Below are 19,034 nucleotides of genomic sequence, written 5' to 3'. Positions count from 1 at the left end.
CTTTAAAGTTTCCTTAGATATCAATTAAGGACAATCTATTTTTTCTACCTAAAAAAGCATTGACGATAGATATAGAGCGATGTAGTTTTTTATCAAGTTCCTTTTTGGAACTCTAATTAAAAGAAGATCGGAGCTTAAAATGAATACTGTATTAAACCGTGTGCCTGCCTCATTTCCGGTCCGTCGTATGGACTATAATTTTGAAAATACACCTCGTTACTGGTGTAACAATGAACCAACTTTCACCCACTATTTTACGGGCTTATCTACGTTGTTTCCTGAAGGTGAATCATATTTTGTTCGCTCTGTTCGAGCTTTACGCGCAAAAGCAAAGTCGAATGAAATTTTAGATCGTGAAATCAGTGCTTTTATTGGCCAAGAAGCTATGCACTCTAAAGAACATCATGCTTTTCATGTAAGTGCACAGCAATATGGCTTAAATCCTCAATCTTTAGAAAAAGTAACTGGCATCGTTTTAAAAACGATTGAAAAAGTTTTTAGTAAAAAATGGAATTTGCTTGTAACCGTAGGTCTAGAACACTACACAGCAGTACTCGTGGTTAGCATGATGGAATCTGTTAATGAGTTAATGACAGACTCAACTATACGTAATTTGTGGCTATGGCACAGTATTGAAGAAACAGAACATAAAGCTGTTGCCTTTGATCTCTATCAACATTTATATGAAAGCGGCTTAAGCGCCTACCTTCCGCGCATTACAGTCTTTACTTTAAGTCTATTTTTAATTACGGGCTTTTCAACAATTTATCAATTTATTTTAATGAAGCGAGATCATCAACTTCTCAATTTTAAATCTTGGCGTAAGTTCTTTAGTTTTGCTAATAAACAATATAGAGCATTGACCCCTAAATTTTTTGATTATTATCGCTTTGATTTTCATCCCAACCAGACAGACGAAAAAGACCTCGTTGACAGCACGAAAATCAAAATTGGACTAAAAGATCCCAATTTACTTTTATCTTGACCAAATAAAATCATAAAGCCCATCTGTTGAATGGGCTTTATTTAACTTATTGCAAATTGACCATTATTGTTTATGTTCGACCATAAAATAATTTGATATTAATTTGGCAGCCCAGGAGGTGCTTTTCCAACCTTCATAGAAGCCACAATGACTTCCTTTTTTTGTAGTGATTACCGCAATATTACTCATTTGCTGAATCGTTTCTTTATAAGGTTCCAAATTTTTAATAGAACAGACAGGATCATCCTCAGCATTAAGAATCATCAATGGAATTTTGACATTCTCAAATACATAAATTGGATTAATAGCTTGGCAATAACTTTGATAATCCTCAAAGCCAGCCATTTCAAAATATTCTTTTTCAAACTCTTCTAGACTTGTGGTCGCTAGAACTTTTTCTATAGAAGATAGTTGGTTCCATATATTTTGATAAGGATGAATAAAATATTTAAATAACTTTTTAGTCATCATTTTGCTATAAAACGGATGAACATTCTTAAAGCCAATCTCTGTGTTGTAGCCTGGACACATTGCAAAAGCAGCTTTAAATGGTGTATCTGCACCTTGCTCGCCCAAATAACGAACCAATAACCCTGTTCCCGCAGAGGAACCTACGGCGTATAAATCTGATTTTGGAAACAGGTTCTGGATATGTGCAAGTTGCTCTTTAAGATCGCTCGTTGACCCAAAAAGAGAGATCTGTGGTACAGGCATAGGTAAACCAGCATGCCCACGGCGTAAGCATAGCGCTATTCTCCAACCCGTATAATGATGTATATCTTTCACAAGTTCACGCATACTTTCAGGAGTTCCCGTAATGGTATGCATAATAACAACTGTTGGAGTATCTGCAGGGAGATCATACCCATACCACGCGATGGCAGTTACGCCACCATCTTTCATGGTGAGCTGATCAATTCGATCATATTCAAGTTTAATGGTTTTTTTTCTAATAATATCAAAGTACAAAAGATGAACATGGTTATTGCTTAACCATGGTGTAGGACGATATTTTTGCTTGAGCTGGGGCAACTTATCTAGAATATCTTTTATTTTCCCATTTGGGTCATAATAGATTTTTGGTTGTTCAGCACCTAATACTGAATCAAACAATTCCGAACCGAAAGCTTTAATTTTATTTAAAGTAGATATGCCCATTTCCAATCACGACCTCTGATTATGAGTAAAATGATTGCTGCACTAATGCTGCAACCTGCTGTCCCCAAATTGCATAAATTTCTTTACTCGGATGAAAGCCATCACTTGCCATAGGCAAATTCATCGCTTGAAAACTCTCAATATCATATTGAATGAATCTAAATTGGTTTTGTGATTCTAACCATTTACTTAGTGTCTGATTCATTTTTTCTGCATATTTTCCAAACAACCAAGCCAATGGATTGGGTAAAGCTGGAAAATGTTGCATTGGCGGAACACCAGACACAATAATGAGTTTAGGCTGAAAACGTATCTGTATATATTGAAATAATTGTTTTTGTTGTTTTATCCATGAACTTGCTGAGGTTAGTTTTGTGACATCATTAACCCCTATCGACGTAACAACCACATCGTAACTTTGTTGATCTAAATGCTGTACCGCTTGGAAAACTTGCTTGGTTGTATCACCTGTTTTTGCATGCAGTTTCCAGCGTATTGAATATTGATTTTGCAATTCAGAAATAATCGCACCAGATAAAGCATCTTTTTGGGTTTCAACTCCAACACCTGCAGCAGCAGAATCTCCCAAAATAAGTAACGATAAGGGTTTTCCCTTACCCACCAAGCCTTCTCTCTCGCCACTGGCTTCTAGTAAGCGCGGTGTATTCTTACGAACCTTTGTTCCCTGCACAAAAAGGATAGGCAACAAGACGAGAGTTGAAAGCTTTAACCACATTTTATTGATCTCTATATTACTTAGGCTATTTACTAAAATTATTGGGGTTGAAACTTGGCAATTCTTATACCCATTTGTTCAGCCAATGCTGCTAAGCCACTCATTGGACGGATCATTACCTCAAAATCAATAATCTTGCCTTGTTCATTAAAACGAATCATATCAATACCTTTTAATGACTTACCACTGACATTGGCACTAAACTCAAGCACTACATTCTCTCCATCTTCTGTATAAAACTCACGATGATAGGTAAAGTTTTCGAACACTTGAATAACATTGGTAAGAATGAAGAAAACAACCTGTTTTCCTTCATAAGGTTTGTAAGCAACTGGTGAGCGAAAAACTACATCACCTGCCAGCAAATCATTTAGATCTGATAAATTACCGGCTTGAACCATTTGATGCCATTTTTCTAAAGACTGTTTTGTAGTTTCAAGTGCCATTGTTTTTCCATCCTATAATTTACTATGAATTAATGGACATTTCTCTTTAAAAGAAATGTCCAGCTAAAATTTAGAGTATTGCTGCTAATTCAGCGCCTTGGCGGATTGCACGTTTTGCATCCAGCTCTCCAGCCTCTTTAGCACCACCAATTAAATGAACATTTTTTCCATCTGTTTTTAATTGATCATACATTGCAGTAAATGACTCTTGCCCCGCACAAATCACAACATGATCGACCTCAAGTACACTTGGTTGCCCGTCTATCGTTATATGTAAACCTTGGTCATCTACTTTGTCATATTGCACACCAGCAAACATTTTGACCTGACGGTTTTTAAGTCCTGTGCGATGAATCCAGCCTGTTGTTTTACCTAAACCAGCGCCTACAGCAGCAGTTTTACGTTGCAGTAAATAAATTTCTCGTTCAGATGCCTCAACTTTTGGCTGTTTTAAACCACCCACATGTTCATATTGAGTATCGATTCCCCACTCTTCATAGAACTTTTCTGGATTTAAACTGCCACTTTCACCTTCATGAGTAAGATATTCAGCTGTGTCGAAACCAATACCACCTGCACCAATAATGGCAACACGTTGTCCTACTGGCACACGCTCTTTTAGAACTTGTAAATAGCTTAGCACTTTAGGATGATCAATTCCCTCAAACTGTAATTGACGAGGAGTTACACCCGTTGCAACCACAATTTCATCAAAATTTGCTTGGCTTAATTCTTCATAAGTTGCTTGATGGTTTAACACAAGTTCAATATTAGGTCGCAATTCAATTTGACGGCTAAAGTAGCGTAAAGTTTCATAGAACTCTTCTTTTCCAGGGACTGTTTTCGCAATATTAAACTGACCACCAATTTGATGACTTGCCTCATACACTTTAACTTGATGCCCTCGATCAGCTGCATATACCGCAAAACTTAAGCCTGCCGGACCTGCGCCAATCACAGCGATATTCTTTTTCACCTGGGCTTCTTTAAAAATCAGCTCAGTTTCATAACACGCACGCGGGTTTACTAAACAAGTTGCAATTTTCATTGAGAAAATATGATCTAAACAAGCTTGGTTGCACCCAATACACGTATTAATTTCATCACTGCGGCCTTCACTTGCTTTCAAGACAAATTCAGCATCCGCTAACATTGGTCGTGCCATAGACACCATATCAGCATGACCAGATGCCAATACATGTTCAGCCATTTCAGGCGTATTGATTCGGTTAGAAGTAATTAAAGGAATAGAGACTTCACCTTTAAGTTTTTCAGTCACCCAAGTAAATGCAGCACGAGGAACTTTAGTTGCGATTGTAGGAATACGTGCCTCATGCCAGCCAATACCTGTATTGATAATTGTTGCGCCTGCTTTTTCAATTTCTTTTGCAAGCTGAATCACTTCATCAAAACTTGAACCGCCTTCAACTAAATCAAGCATAGATAAACGATAAATAATGATAAAATTTTCACCAACTAAAGCACGTGTGCGCTTTACAATTTCAATTGGAAAGCGGATACGATTTTCGTAACTACCACCCCATTCATCATCACGATGATTCGTTCGAGCTGCAATAAACTCATTAATTAAATAACCTTCAGAGCCCATGATTTCTACACCATCATAGCCCGCATACTGAGCAAGTTTGGCACAGTTGGCAAAGTCATCAATTGTTTGTTGTACTTCGGCAGAACTTAAAGCTTTAGGCTTAATCGGGTTAATCGGTGCTTGAATTGCTGAAGGAGCAACATTGTTTGGCTGATAAGAATAACGCCCCGTATGTAAAATCTGCATAGCAATTTTCCCCCCAGCTTCATGGACAGCTTGGGTAATCACTTTATGTTTTTCAGCTTCTTCAACTGTATCTAGTTTGGTCCCGTGGCTAAACACAACACCATCATCATTTGGAGAAACACCGCCAGTTACAATTAAACCCACATCACCTTTTGCACGCTCAGCATAAAACGCAGCCATGCGCTCATATCCTTGCGGTGCTTCTTCTAAGCCAATGTGCATAGACCCCATAAGCACACGGTTTTTTAAAGTCGTAAAGCCTAAATCAAGTGGTTTTAATAAATGTGGATAAGCTGACATATTTTCTCCTATGGCTAGCAATAAGCTTGCTAATGCAACTTGTTGCATAAATTTATAATCAAATTTTGATTTTTATGCAACATGTTGCATAATCTCATGAGTCACACTTTACTTTTGCTTACAAACTGGATTGCCATGTCACTTCCTCATGTTTTATTGACCAGCTTGCTTGAACGCCCAAGTACAGGGTTTGAACTCGCCCGCCGCTTTGACCGCTCAATGGGCTTTTTCTGGAATGCCACTCACCAGCAAATTTATCGTGAACTCAATAACATGCTTAAAAAAGGTTGGGTTTCCACTTTAGAAAATGAAATGGATAATGGCCGAAAAAAAACCTATCAGGTTGAACAACTGGGACGTATCGAACTGGCTTCATGGATGACTCAACAAAGTGAACCTGCCCAGCTTCGCGATGATTTAATGGTTAGATTGCGTGCTGAAGCACAATTGAGCAATAATCAGATATTACCTGAACTGTTAAGGCATCTTGGTTTACATCAAGAGAAGCTCAAACTTTATCAAAATATTTATGATAAAGATTTTAAAGACAGTGATGATCTAAATGACCGTGTGTTATACATCCACAAAATGATCTTAGAACTTGGGATTACGATGGAAAGTGAATGGATCAAATGGTTGGAACAAGTCACCCCTCAATTAAAACGCTTTGCCCAAGATAACGCATCTGGAGAATAGCCATGCCGTATTACACCATGCCCGATCAGGAAAATTTATTTGTACGCCGTGTTGGTCGTGGTGAGCCTGTTTTGGTTTTATCTGGCCTTGGCATGCAAAGTTGGCAGTGGCTACCTTTTATTTATGCGAACCGCAAAGAATATGAATTTATTATTCCAGACTGGCGCGGATTCGGTGGTTCAAAAAATTGTGCGATTCCCCAGCAAGATGCAATTTCTAGCCATTGGCAGGACGTTGCTCATTTAATAGATCAATTAAAACTTAATAACTTTATCTTGATGGGTTATTCAATGGGCGCAACAACTGCCATGCATGGCATGAAACACGCTCAACTGGCTCAGCAGTTAAAAGCCTATTTACATATTGACCAAACACCAAAGATATCAGTAGATTCGACTTGGGAATATGGCTTATTCGGCCCTCTTCACACTCAGTTCAAACAATTATTAAATGATATCTACCAATTATTAGCAAAGCATAAAAATGCCAAATATCTTTATGAGCTATCGCTTCCAGATCGACAAGAACTGGTCCGTCTTTGGGTAGATTTTATTGAACTCCAAAGTAGTAACCCGTTTAGTCCTTTAGTTTTTAAAACAGCTTTAAAACAGCCTTTTCTACAAAAATATTTATTACCCATTCAACGTTTGGATTACTTGTTTTGGTATGTGGAAAATTATCTTTATCACAATGAAGATTATCGCGAAGCGATTCAGCAATTAGCATGTCCAACCACCTTCTTTATTGGTCGCAATTCGACACTTTATCCAGAAACTGGGCAAACACTGATTGCCCATAGTGTTGAACATGCAAAAGCAATATATTTTGAACGCTCAGGCCATACACCTCTATTAACCGAACCTAAAAAGTTTGGACATGAAATCACTACATTCTTATCCGAACTCAAGCATGCTTCTTAAAAAATAAAGGGATCTACTTACAGATCCCTTTTTTACATCAATAAATAATTAAGCGGAATGGGCTAACGCTTTCGCTTTTAATTGCTCAGATACACTTAACAAAAGTTGCTCTGTTTTTTCCCAGCCTAAACAACCATCGGTTACTGACTGGCCATAAGTCATATCACAAGAAATCTTTTGATTACCATCAACCAAATGACTTTCAATCATGACTCCTCTAACTTGTGTTTTTAAACGTTCAGCAACGATTTGCTGTAATACTTCCGGCTGACGCAACGGATCTTTGCCACTATTACCATGACTACAATCTATCACCAGTGCAGGTAGATTTTGTTTGTACTTTTCGCGTATCGCCTGAATTGAAGCTAAATCATAATTTGGCCCATGATTTGCTCCACGCAAGATCAAGTGCGGTAATGGGTTGCCAGCACTCTGAATCACTGAAGGCAAGCCTTGTTGATTCATACCTAAAAATTGATGTTCATTTTGTGCTGACTGAATCGCATCTAATGCAATTTGAATAGAACCATCAGTGCCATTCTTAAAACCAATACTGTATGGCATATGACTGGAGATCTCACGATGAATCTGAGACTCACTGGTACGAGCACCAATTGCCCCCCAAGCCAATAAATCATCAAAATAGCCAGTTGCCATTGGGCTTAAGATTTCACTCGCAATTGGCAAGCCTTTTTCAATAATTTGTAGGTAAAGTTCACGAGACTTTTCTAAACCAAGTTGTAAATTTGATGAACCATCTAAATTTGGATCATACATGAAGCCCTTCCAGCCCACAGTTGTGCGTGGCTTTTCAATGTATGTGCGCATTACGATAAAAATTTGATCTTTTATTTTTTCTTGTAGTTTTTGCAGTTTTTCAGCGTATTCAAGTACTGCAACCGGATCATGAATTGAACAAGGCCCTGTAATTACCATTAGACGATGATCTTTGCCGTTAAGAATATTTTGAATAATTTGACGGTGTTCGGCAATTTGACGCACGAAAGAATGTGCAAGCGGATATTTTGCTTTTAACTGGACAGGTAAACTAACTGGTGTTTCTTTTGTATTGCTTTGTGTCAATAAAGTATTTAGGGCATTCATTGGTTTTTCCTTGGGACTGCAATCTATTCAGTCCGATCATTTATTTGAGCGTTTTGGATCTATTCGTTGGTAAAGGTAAGCAAAAGTAAAACCAATAAAAGTTGCTAAAGTACGAATAAGTCATGTTGTTCATTTTAAGTTCCTCGATTCAAAAAAGATAAAGCATAAAAAAACCTGATCGGGGTTGCCGATCAGGTATTAACTGTGATGGGCAACTTTCTCATGCCCGAATACGCTCAGGCAACTATCTAAATTGCCAAAAATAATAGTAAGCGTTAGTGTTCACAGATAGATTTAACATCTTTATCTCAAATATTAAAAAATGTTCCTTGAATCTAAAATACGCATTGTTGATGAGTTTGACAAGTCTTTTTTTTGAAAAAACTTCTTATTTTCTCGCTTAAGATTTGATTCAATTACCTATTAACGAATCAACCCTTGAGGCTGCAAAATAATTAGGCTCGCTCCACAAAGCACAATTAGACCACCTAATAGATCCCATCTGGTTAATCCAACCTGATCAACAAAGCGTAACCACATGAGCGCAGTAAAAATATAGATACCGCCATATGCAGCATAAATACGCCCAGAAGCTGCTGGATGTAGGGTCAGCAGCCATACGAAGATAGCTAGACTTAAGGCTGTAGGTATCCACAACCAAGCTGACTTACCTTCTTTTAAAATCAGATAAGGAAAATAACAACCCAGAATTTCAGCAATTGCTGTAATAATAAATAACCCGAATACACTGAGTATTCGGGTTATAGCAAGACTATCAATTAACATAAGTTACGCTGGTTCTGCCGTATGATGATCTTCAAACACTTCAAGTTTCAAGCCGACAGCTTTGCCATCTTCTTTTTTCACTGATACAGCCACATTACCACCATGATCTGCAAGTTCACCAAACAGAATCATTTCAGCGAGTGGTTTTTTCAAATGTTCTTGAATGAGACGTTGCATTGGACGAGCACCCATCAAACGATCATAACCGTTTGTTGCTAACCAATCTCGTGCACTTTGATCGACATCAAGAACAACTTGTTTTTCATCCAATTGTGCTTGCAATTCTGTTAAGAATTTGTCGACTACAGACTCAATCACAGTAGTTGGTAATGCTTTGAATTGAATAACGCCATCTAGACGGTTACGGAACTCTGGTGAGAAAGCACGTTTCATCGCTTCTTGGTTATCAGAACTATGATCTTGTTCTGTAAAACCAATGCTCGCACGTGAAATACTTTCCGCACCAATATTCGTAGTCAAAACAATAATCACATTTCTAAAGTCTGACTTGCGTCCATTGTTATCCGTCAACGCACCATGATCCATGATTTGTAGCAAGAGATTAAACACATCTGGATGTGCTTTCTCAATTTCATCAAGCAACAAGACGCAATGCGGATTTTTATGAATCGCATCAGTGAGCAAACCACCTTGGTCATAACCCACATACCCCGGAGGTGCACCAATTAAACGTGAAACTGCATGACGCTCCATATATTCAGACATATCGAAACGTACAAGCTCCACACCTAACAATTTCGCCAGCTGTTTAGTAACCTCGGTTTTACCTACCCCAGTTGGGCCAGCAAAAACAAAACTACCTACTGGTTTATCTGGCGATTTCAAGCCAGCACGAGATAACTTAATCGCTGAACCTAATGCAGTGATTGCTTCATCTTGACCAAACACCACACGCTTCAAATCACGCTCAAGATTTTCAAGCACTGACTTATCATCTTTAGAAACAGTTTTTGGCGGGATACGAGCAATCTTAGAAACGATATCTTCGATATTCTCTACTGTAATCAAGCTATCATCACTTTCAGCTTTCAGACGACGCTGAGCACCTGCTTCATCAATGACATCAATCGCTTTATCGGGCAAGAAACGATCATTAATAAATTTAGCAGAAAGTTCTACAGCTGATACCAAGGCCTTATCGTCATATTGTACGTGGTGGAAATCTTCAAACTTAGTTTTCAATCCACGTAAAATATCAATCGTTTCCGAAATGCTTGGCTCATTAACGTCAATTTTTTGGAAACGACGTGATAACGCATGGTCTTTTTCAAAAACCTGACGATATTCTTGGAAAGTCGTTGAACCAATACAACGTAAAGTACCATTAGCTAAAGCTGGCTTAATGAGATTTGAAGCATCCATTGTGCTGCCCATACTTGAGCCTGCACCAATGATCATATGAATCTCATCAATGAATAAAATCGCATTTGGATTTTTCTTCAATGCATTAAGCAGTTGTTTTAAACGTTTTTCAAAGTCACCACGATATTTCGTTCCAGCAACCAATGCACCAATGTCCAGACTATAGATTTCAGCCTGACTTAAAGGTTTAGGTGCTTTACCATTCACAATTAACCATGCCAGACCTTCAGCAATCGAGGTTTTACCAACACCCGGATCGCCTACAAGTAATGGGTTATTTTTGCGACGGCGGCACAAAATTTGTGCTGTACGCTCAATTTCTTTTTCACGACCAATCAGTGGGTCAGTTTTGCCTTTTTGCGCTTCAACATTTAAGTTCAGCGTATAAAGCTCTAATGGCCCTGCATTGCCTGCGCTGGTTTCACCTTCAATATCTTCAACTTCTTCTTCAACTTGCACTTCGTCTTTACGTGTCCCATGAGACAAGTATTGAGTTAATGTCAAGCGATTGATTTGATGACGTTTAAGTAAATAGACAGCAAAAGAATCACGCTCTGAGTACATTGCGACCAAAACATCCGCACCTTCAACAGTACGATCGCCGCCACTTGATTGCACGTGGAAAATAGCACGTTGCAAAATGCGGTCGAAACTTTCTGTTGGATGTGGAGCTTGCTCGCTATTTTCGCCAAGCTTAGGAGTATGTTGTTCTACATATTCTTCTAATTCTTTACGCAAAGAAACTATATCAGCCCCACATGCTTTGAGTGCATTCACGGCTGAATCGTTGTCGAGTAATGCTAATAATAAGTGTTCGACTGTAAGAAACTCATGTCTCTTTTGACGAGCCATGCTAACAGCCAAACGTAATGATACTTCTAATTGACGACTGAGCATGTAACCCCCTTATGCTTTAGGCTCAATCTGGCAAAGTAATGGATGACCTTGCGATCGAGCGTAATTATTAACAAGGTTTGCCTTAGTTTCCGCGATGTCTCTTGGATATACTCCGGCAATACCTTTACCTTCATAGTGTACTGTTAGCATTACTTGAGTTGCTTGGTCAAGATTCATTGCAAAGTATTGTTGTAAAATTTCAATTACAAAGTCCATTGGGGTGTAATCGTCATTCATTAATACGACTGCATATAATGGGGGACGCTTGAGTTCTGGAGGGGCTGTTTGTACAACAACCTCTCCGTCATGATCTTCGTTTTGCGAATCACTTAAGCGTGGATGGAAGTGCCAATCGACATAGCCAGACTGCTGAAAAGAAGCCTTGATATCTTTTAAGTTTGTTTGACGCTTATTTGTTCGCATAGGATGTTACTATTGTGAATTTGCTTCAGCTTGAGGAATTTCTGCTACAAAAGCAGAAGATGTTTCGACAGGTTTACCACGCTGCCAACTAAAACGTTTAATAACTGGTGTTTCAGAGCCGCCTGTTAAACGCACTTCAATAAATTGAGGTGTAAAACCTTTAGGCATCGTCCAACGACCTGTTAAACGTTCAAAGTCAGTAAAGTTAAAGTTTTTCGCTTCAAGTGGTACTACTAAAACTTCAGTATCTTTGATCAATCTTATTTCAACCGATCCTAGAGCACGGCGCTTACTTGGACTTACTTGTACTAAATCTAGCTGATATTCATAAGCATTTTCAGGTAAAGGCTTAATGGCCAGATTTTGAATCGTTAAGCTTAAACCACCACGCTGTCTCAAAATCTCACGGTAGATATTACTCATACCTTCTTGCTGAGTTTTATCGGCGTTCGCTTGATTAAGTGCTTCAAACAGATCATTTGCATTGGTCACAGCCACATCACGCTCTTGTACTGCCGCGTTTAAGCTTTTGTTAACTGCATCTAAAGCTGTTTTTTGCTTTTGCACTACTTCAACCAATTGCTCCGCATCTGCATCGTAACCAACAACAGTTAAACCTTGACGGTGCCCAATTGTATAGCCGAGCGCAAAACAACCACTCATTAAAATGGCAGCACCAATAAATAAAGGCTTATTGGTGTTTAAAAAATTTTTCTTTTGCAACGAACTTTCTGCCGAAGTCGTCTGTCCAGAGTTTTGCATCGTCATCTCAGTGTTCAAGATCAGAGTCAAGACACACATTTAAATCGAAATTTAAATGTGTGTGAAGCAAAAAAGAGTTTTTTATGGTAATAAACCAATCCCTTGTAAGCCTTCATCTTCATTAAAGCCAAACATAAGGTTCATATTTTGTACAGCCTGACCAGATGCGCCTTTTACAAGGTTATCTTGAGCAGCCAAAATAATCAGTTTATTTGGTTGTGGTTTATACAAAGCAATACGAAGCTCATTTGCACCGCGTACACTACGTGTTTCAGGTGAACTATTCGCAGGCATGACATCTACGAATTTTTCATTAGCATAGAAGTTTTCATATAAAGCTTGTAAGTCTGTCTGCTTACCCGCTTCCGTTAAGTCTACATAAATTGTACTCAACATACCGCGAATCATCGGGACTAAATGCGGAACAAACAAGAGTCCTTCAAACCCACCTTTTTGTCCTGCAATATTTTCTAAAGCTTCTACAATTTCCGGATGATGGCGATGGCCTGCAACACCATATGCTTTAAAGTTATCTGCATTTTCACTATAAATCATGCCTAAGCTTGCTTTACGGCCAGCACCAGAAACACCAGATTTCGCATCAATAATAATATTTTTTGTTTCAATCAATGCTTGTGCCGATTTTAACAGTGGCGCTAAACCTAATTGAACAGTCGTCGGATAGCAACCCGGGTTACCAATAACTTGAGCTTGTTTAATTTTTTCACGGTTTAACTCAGTTAGACCATATACAGAATCTTTTAATACATCTGGGCAAGCATGTTCCATGCCATACCATTTTTCAAACTGTTCAAGATTTTGTAAGCGAAAGTCTGCTGCTAAATCAATAACTTTAGTTCCAGCTGCAATCAACTCTTTGGCATGCTGCATCGCAACGCCATGTGGAGTTGCAAAAAATACAACATCACATTCTTTTAATGCATCAATGTTTAAATCTGAAAATTGAAGATCAGTATGTCCACGTAAATTAGGGAACATATCTGCAACTGGTTTGCCCGCTTCTGTACGTGAAGTAAGAACTCGAACCTGCGCTTTAGGATGTCGTAATAAAATACGTAATAGTTCAACGCCTGTATAACCCGTTCCACCAACAATTCCGACAGAAATCACGTGCATTACCTCAATTTTTGAATCTATACTTGGGCAGTAGTATGACAGGATGTCCAAGCTTACAAAACCATTTCATGCTTGGTAATTTTAATTTTTTAATTTTAGTGACAATCAGATAGCACTTACTGGACTGTCATACCCACATAAATATCAGCAAATAAATACCAGATTAATTTTTGGAGAGCTAGGATGCTTCAACAATCAAAAGAAACAAAATTACGCACGTACCTTGGCTTGAGCACATTAATTTTAAGTGTAGCCCTTACTGGTTGCGGAGGTGGAGGCAGTAGTGGAGGCAGCTCACCAACTACCCCAACGCCTGTTGAACCTACACCCGAAGCAACAACTGATGTGACTTTAAAAACCCCTGTAGAGATGCGTAATATCCAACTTAAGGTATATGACAACACCAACAACGCTGTTATAGTGGATACTTCAATTGCAAGTTTAAATAGTTTTAATGTCAAAATTCCTACTGCAAAATTGAATCGTTTATATCGCGTAGAAATTACAACTCAAAGCTCATCTCAAGTGTTTGACCCACTTACTTCACAGTATCAAAATCTGTCAGGTATTTATCATGCATTTATTACGCCGAATACGGCAAGTAGCAGAACCCAATTCATTAGCCCAAGTAGTGAAGCAGTTTACCAACGAGCGGTCATACGCTCAGGCCAACTCCCCCAAGAGACAGTTGATCCAACCCGTATTGAACAATTACACGTGGATTTAGCTTCTCAAGATGTCTACAAATCGTTAATGAATGCATTTAAAGATCCTGCTATTCCTAGTTTAAGTCCAGCGAATCCATTAACAATTTTAAATTTACAGCAGTATTCAACCAAACAACCTACCACATATGTGGATAGCTACCTTAGCTTTGGCTATTTACAATATTGGTCAGCAATTCATGGTGGAGCAAGCACCTACCAAGAACTCGTTAAAAGTTTAGCAACCGATTTAAAAGATGGCTTTTTGGATGGGAAAAAACTTCATGGGGATCAAACATCCTTTACCCCTATTTTCACTCCTGCTCCAGATAATATTGATCCATTAAAAAATACGCTGTTAGATATTGCAGCTAATCAAAAGGTACCGCGCGATTACTTTGGAACCAACCTAAAAGCATCTACTTTGCAATTGGCTCAGGCTAATTCACAACAGTCTTTAGATCAAACGGGCTATGAACTTCTGCAAAAGAAACAATATACAGGAATTGTTCCTACTGTAAATTCAACAACATTCATTCGCATTGACGGTGCTGGAGATTACCGTAGAGCTGTGGGGTTTACCACCACAGCGACTTGTAATGGATCAATCTATCCATGCAAACAAGGCTTAACTGGTATTAACCTATCAGATCCAAACCTACCAGCTACAGACTATTTAGTTGGTCACTATGAAGACACCTCAACTGGATGTCAGCTTAATTTCCGTGCGAATGGTCAAATCGATATGAGTAAAGGCTCACAAATTTATCGCGTCGCTCTAAGTGCTGATAGTACCGATAATTTATTGCAAACAGATGCTGCAAGCTCAAGTTATTTACTCAATTCAAGTTCAGCTGAACCAAATAACTCGACACAACAATACAACTTTATACAATTATCTATTAAAGCAAATAAAATTATCAGTGCCAAAGCAGGTTTAGATAGCCGAAAAGCACCCGATAACTTACAAACACCTCAACTAGAATGTAGTTTTAGTTAAGCTGAAACATACCACCATGCAGGCAATGGATTTGATTTAAGTTGTCTGCGGTGTTTTTGAAAATATGGATCATATTTTTCAACTTCTGCCCAAAATGCAGGACTATGGTCAAAATGTTTGGTATGCGCCAACTCATGAATAGCCACATAGCGAGCAATTTCATGTGACATGAGCACCAATCCTGCATGTAGCATAATATTATGCTGACTACTACAACTTCCCCACCGAGTTTTCGGGCGGCGAATTGTGCACTCCCTATAGGCCAAATGAGTCTTCTCACTTAACTCTTTTAAAAGCTCGGGTAATTCTTGCTTCGCATAGGCAATAACTGCACTTTGTAATGCCAAATATGGCTGCGTGTCTTTAATAAATAAACAGCTATTTTCCCAATCAAATTGAAAAATACGGTGCTGTTTTTGAACAATGACTTGAAATGGATGTTCTTTATTAAAGAAATAAATTTCGGAAGGAATATCAATTGAAGCCGATTGGACGTTTTGTTGTTTATTCCACGTCTCGGTCAACCATTGTTCAGATTGTGCTAAAAAATGCTGAATTTGCTTCTTACTACAAAATAAAGGAACCGTAAGACGGATTGAAGCAGGCTCAACACGTAAGCGCAATTTTCTTGCCCTTACGTGTCGAACGATTTTAATCTCTGGCATTTTTGCAGACATTACTGTGCGGTACGCTCTTCAATACCATTATTTGTTGCAACAATTGCAATCGTTGCTGGATTTAAGGCAAAGATCCCGTTAGTTACCACACCAGGAATATTGTTAATTGTTTTTTCGAGCTCAATAGCATTTAAGATATTAAGATTGAAAACATCCAAAATCACATTACCGTTATCTGTAACTACACCTTCACGATAAACTGGGTCACCACCTAAACTTACCAATTTACGAGCTACAGCCGAACGCGCCATTGGAATAACTTCTACAGGAAGTGGAAAATCACGTCCAAGTTGATCAACCCATTTTGAATCATCAACAATACACACAAATTTCTTAGCAATTGATGCCACGATTTTTTCACGTGTTAATGCAGCACCACCACCTTTAATCATATGCATATGACGGTCTATCTCATCTGCACCATCAACATAGGCATCTAAGCTACCCACATGATTCATGTCTACAACTTCAATACCAAGCTTTTTAAGACGATCAGCAGTTGCTTGAGAACTTGCCACAGCTGCTTCTAATTGTAATTCAGGTAATAAATCAATTAGAAAATTTACGGTACTTCCAGTCCCAACCCCCAAAATGCCACCTTTGGGTAAGTGTTTTAAAGCAGCTTTCGCAGCAGCTTGTTTCTTTTCATCTTGGGTTGCATATAGACTCATGACATCACTCAACTATTTTTTGACATTTATGCACCAATAAACGGCGCAAATGCACAAGGGTTTGCTACAATAATTTCCTATTTTAAACTGTTATAGGGAAGATGAACATGCTGTCTCGTGTGGTACGACAAATTTTACAAGCAACGGTTTATGATGTTGCAATTGAAACACCTCTCGAAGCAGCTCCACGAATTAGTCAAAAATTAAATAATACAATTCGTTTTAAGCGTGAAGATTTACAACCCGTTTTTTCTTTTAAATTACGCGGTGCCTATAACCGTATTAGTCAATTACCTAAAGATCAACTTGAACGTGGGGTGATTTGTGCTTCTGCGGGCAACCATGCTCAAGGCGTAGCATTGTCAGGTCAAAGACTAGGAATTCCCGCTATTATTGTTATGCCAAGCACAACACCTGACATTAAAGTTCAGGCTGTTAAACGCTTAGGCGGCCAAGTTGTGTTACATGGTGATAGCTTTGATATCGCAAATAAATATGCTCAACAACGTGCTGAAGTTGAAGGTCTTGTATTTATTCCACCTTATGACGATGAACTTGTCATTGCAGGTCAAGGCACAATTGCAAATGAAATTTTACGTCAATGGCGTGATGTAGAATATGTGTTTGTTGCTGTAGGTGGCGGTGGCCTTATTTCAGGCGTAGCAGCTTACCTTGGAGAAGTTGCACCGCACGTAAAAGTTATTGGCGTTGAATATGAAGAGTCTGCTTGTTTAAAAGCAGCCCTAGAAGCAAATGAACGTGTAATTTTGCCACATGTAGGGTTATTTGCAGACGGTACGGCTGTGGCCCAAATTGGTGCTTTACCTTTTGATATTATTCGTTTGCGCAAATCTGATAATTCAGGCCCGATTGTTGATCCTGACATTGTCACAGTGAATACAGATGAAATCTGTGCAGCAATTAAAGATACTTTTGATGAAAACCGCAGTATTGTCGAACCTTCTGGTGCGATGGCTTTAGCGGGTATCAAAAAATATATTCACGAACACAAAATCAGCAATAAAAATATGGTGTCGATTGTTTGCGGCGCCAATATGAATTTTGACCGCCTACGTTATATTGCTGAGCGTACCGAGTTAGGTGAGCAACGCGAAGCGATTTATGCGGTTACCCTATCTGAAGAAAAAGGTGCATTCTTAGGATTCTGCCGTGCTTTACAAGGCCGCAATATCACTGAGTTTAACTACCGAGCAAACAATACAGAGGAAGCACAAGTATTTGTGGGTATTAGTTTGAAAGGTGGAGATGCAGAGCGCCACGAAATTTTGGAACAATTAAAACAGCAAGATTACATTGTAGATGACCTCTCTGACGATGAAGTTGCTAAATTACATATTCGTTATTTAATTGGTGGTCATGCAAATCTAGATGATGAAAGATTGTTCCGCGTTGAGTTCCCTGAACGTCCAGGCGCCCTCTTAACATTCTTAACTCGTTTAGGTCCAACTCACAACATTACCCTTTTCCATTATCGTAACCATGGTGCAGCAGAAGGACGTGTTTTAGTTGGCTTACAAGCAACCGATGCGAAACAAAACCCTGATGGATTGATTGAAACGCTTGAGCAGATTAATTATCCGTATGCAGAAATTACTGATAACGTCGGCTATAAACGCTTCTTGAAATAATCTTTAATTTTGATGAAGAAGCCGACAAAGATGTCGGCTTTTTTATACAATCTTTTTATATTTCTACCATCTTTACATTGCATCTCTTTATCTTAAAGAAAATATCCTTAAAAATAATGATCTAACTCGGAAAAAAGGACCAACATGGCACAGTTCGCAGTCATTGGCTTAGGTAGTTTTGGAGCAACGGTAGCTCAAGAACTCACAAAATTAAATCATGATGTTATTGGCATTGATACGGTAAAAAAGAATGTCGAAAATCTTGCCGACGTTTTAACGCATGCCGTCATTGCTGACGCTACCGATGAACATGTGCTTGACGAACTGAATATTCAAAATTGTGACGCCGTTGTGGTCGCAATTGGTGAAGATATTGAAGCCAGTATTTTGTGTGTGCTGAACTTAAAAAATTTGGGAATTGATAAAATTTGGGTAAAAGCAAAAACCAAAGCTCATCACACCATTTTGTCACACCTTAATATCAATAAAATTATTCATCCTGAAGAAGATATGGGAGTAAGAGTGGCTCAAGCCCTCAACTACCCGATGGTAAGTCGCTACATGTCTTTAGAAGATGATCATTACATTATAAAAATTGAAATCCCCGAAAAACTGCATGGTATTAACCTATATGGCATTATGCAGCAAGCACCACAGGTCAAAACCTTACTCGTTAAAAGACAACAGCAGATTTTGTTTGAAACTGAAGAAAATTTCACTTTGCAAACACATGATATTCTTATTTTAGAAGGTCATTTACCACAGTTAAAGAAACTTTCTAATTGCTTCTTATAAGAAAACGAAA

18 protein-coding genes are annotated in these 19,034 nt (G+C 38.6%); 6 read left to right on the top strand and 12 right to left on the bottom strand.

Annotated elements, in window-relative coordinates; genetic code table 11:
* Nucleotides 1–139: 139 nt before the first annotated feature.
* Nucleotides 140–985, top strand: a complete 846-nt coding sequence (locus POD11_RS04860) for a metal-dependent hydrolase (protein WP_262456580.1) — start codon at nucleotides 140–142, stop codon at nucleotides 983–985.
* A 63-nt stretch (nucleotides 986–1,048) separates the two neighbouring features.
* Here the strand turns inward: POD11_RS04860 and POD11_RS04855 are convergent, their stop codons facing one another.
* The 4 genes from POD11_RS04855 to POD11_RS04840 form a co-directional block, all read right to left on the bottom strand.
* Nucleotides 1,049–2,143 carry a YheT family hydrolase gene (locus POD11_RS04855; protein WP_262456579.1) on the bottom strand — a complete coding sequence of 365 codons (1,095 nt, stop codon included), beginning with the start codon at nucleotides 2,141–2,143 and terminating at the stop codon, nucleotides 1,049–1,051.
* 19 nt (nucleotides 2,144–2,162) lie between these two features.
* A complete protein-coding gene (locus tag POD11_RS04850; protein WP_262456578.1) occupies nucleotides 2,163–2,879 on the bottom strand; it encodes an SGNH/GDSL hydrolase family protein in 717 nt (238 codons plus the stop codon).
* Between the two features lie 38 nt (nucleotides 2,880–2,917).
* Nucleotides 2,918–3,325 carry a nuclear transport factor 2 family protein gene (locus tag POD11_RS04845; protein WP_262456577.1) on the bottom strand — a complete coding sequence of 136 codons (408 nt, stop codon included), beginning with the start codon at nucleotides 3,323–3,325 and terminating at the stop codon, nucleotides 2,918–2,920.
* A gap of 70 nt (nucleotides 3,326–3,395) precedes the next feature.
* Nucleotides 3,396–5,420 (bottom strand): NADPH-dependent 2,4-dienoyl-CoA reductase, encoded by a 2,025-nt coding sequence (locus POD11_RS04840; RefSeq protein ID WP_262456576.1) that lies wholly within the window; start codon nucleotides 5,418–5,420, stop codon nucleotides 3,396–3,398.
* 135 nt (nucleotides 5,421–5,555) lie between these two features.
* Between POD11_RS04840 and POD11_RS04835 the strand changes: the two genes are divergently transcribed.
* Both POD11_RS04835 and POD11_RS04830 read left to right on the top strand, forming a co-directional pair.
* A complete protein-coding gene (locus POD11_RS04835) occupies nucleotides 5,556–6,116 on the top strand; it encodes a PadR family transcriptional regulator (RefSeq protein ID WP_262456616.1) in 561 nt (186 codons plus the stop codon).
* A 2-nt stretch (nucleotides 6,117–6,118) separates the two neighbouring features.
* Nucleotides 6,119–7,036 (top strand): alpha/beta fold hydrolase, encoded by a 918-nt coding sequence (locus tag POD11_RS04830; RefSeq protein WP_262456575.1) that lies wholly within the window; start codon nucleotides 6,119–6,121, stop codon nucleotides 7,034–7,036.
* A 48-nt stretch (nucleotides 7,037–7,084) separates the two neighbouring features.
* Here the strand turns inward: POD11_RS04830 and POD11_RS04825 are convergent, their stop codons facing one another.
* The 6 genes from POD11_RS04825 to argC all read right to left on the bottom strand — a co-directional run bounded on the left by POD11_RS04825 (nucleotide 7,085) and on the right by argC (nucleotide 13,528).
* Nucleotides 7,085–8,140, bottom strand: a complete 1,056-nt coding sequence (locus POD11_RS04825; RefSeq protein WP_262456574.1) for a 3-deoxy-7-phosphoheptulonate synthase — start codon at nucleotides 8,138–8,140, stop codon at nucleotides 7,085–7,087.
* 423 nt (nucleotides 8,141–8,563) lie between these two features.
* A complete protein-coding gene (locus POD11_RS04820; RefSeq protein WP_016140792.1) occupies nucleotides 8,564–8,926 on the bottom strand; it encodes a YnfA family protein in 363 nt (120 codons plus the stop codon).
* Between the two features lie 3 nt (nucleotides 8,927–8,929).
* Nucleotides 8,930–11,206 (bottom strand): ATP-dependent Clp protease ATP-binding subunit ClpA, encoded by a 2,277-nt coding sequence (gene clpA, locus POD11_RS04815; RefSeq protein WP_016140791.1) that lies wholly within the window; start codon nucleotides 11,204–11,206, stop codon nucleotides 8,930–8,932.
* 9 nt (nucleotides 11,207–11,215) lie between these two features.
* A complete protein-coding gene (gene clpS / locus POD11_RS04810; RefSeq protein ID WP_002121129.1) occupies nucleotides 11,216–11,629 on the bottom strand; it encodes an ATP-dependent Clp protease adapter ClpS in 414 nt (137 codons plus the stop codon).
* 9 nt (nucleotides 11,630–11,638) lie between these two features.
* Nucleotides 11,639–12,397 (bottom strand): DUF6776 family protein, encoded by a 759-nt coding sequence (locus tag POD11_RS04805; RefSeq protein ID WP_079284188.1) that lies wholly within the window; start codon nucleotides 12,395–12,397, stop codon nucleotides 11,639–11,641.
* A 75-nt stretch (nucleotides 12,398–12,472) separates the two neighbouring features.
* Nucleotides 12,473–13,528, bottom strand: a complete 1,056-nt coding sequence (gene argC, locus POD11_RS04800; protein WP_262456615.1) for an N-acetyl-gamma-glutamyl-phosphate reductase — start codon at nucleotides 13,526–13,528, stop codon at nucleotides 12,473–12,475.
* 183 nt (nucleotides 13,529–13,711) lie between these two features.
* Between argC and POD11_RS04795 the strand changes: the two genes are divergently transcribed.
* A complete protein-coding gene (locus POD11_RS04795) occupies nucleotides 13,712–15,232 on the top strand; it encodes a hypothetical protein (RefSeq protein ID WP_262456573.1) in 1,521 nt (506 codons plus the stop codon).
* On the opposite strand, the gene POD11_RS04790 is transcribed toward POD11_RS04795, so the two are convergent.
* The gene (locus tag POD11_RS04790) at nucleotides 15,229–15,909 is read right to left on the bottom strand and encodes a YgjP family zinc-dependent metalloprotease (protein WP_262445270.1); all 681 of its coding nucleotides are present in this window, start codon (nucleotides 15,907–15,909) and stop codon (nucleotides 15,229–15,231) included. The genes POD11_RS04795 and POD11_RS04790 overlap by 4 nt on opposite strands.
* Nucleotides 15,909–16,580: a ribose-5-phosphate isomerase RpiA gene (gene rpiA / locus POD11_RS04785; protein WP_002046900.1), complete on the bottom strand. Its 672-nt coding sequence runs from the start codon at nucleotides 16,578–16,580 to the stop codon at nucleotides 15,909–15,911. The genes POD11_RS04790 and rpiA overlap by 1 nt, the downstream gene beginning before the upstream one ends.
* Nucleotides 16,581–16,681: 101 nt before the next feature.
* Between rpiA and ilvA the strand changes: the two genes are divergently transcribed.
* Nucleotides 16,682–18,229 carry a threonine ammonia-lyase, biosynthetic gene (gene ilvA, locus POD11_RS04780; protein WP_171067912.1) on the top strand — a complete coding sequence of 516 codons (1,548 nt, stop codon included), beginning with the start codon at nucleotides 16,682–16,684 and terminating at the stop codon, nucleotides 18,227–18,229.
* Nucleotides 18,230–18,373: 144 nt separating this feature from the next.
* The gene (locus POD11_RS04775; RefSeq protein WP_016140785.1) at nucleotides 18,374–19,024 is read left to right on the top strand and encodes a potassium channel family protein; all 651 of its coding nucleotides are present in this window, start codon (nucleotides 18,374–18,376) and stop codon (nucleotides 19,022–19,024) included.
* Nucleotides 19,025–19,034 lie beyond the last annotated feature (10 nt).

It is taken from the genome of Acinetobacter sp. P1(2023) (assembly GCF_028367635.1).
GTDB classification, from domain to species: Bacteria; Pseudomonadota; Gammaproteobacteria; order Pseudomonadales; family Moraxellaceae; genus Acinetobacter; species Acinetobacter pittii_E.
This window is presented reverse-complemented; position numbering and strand designations above follow the sequence as displayed.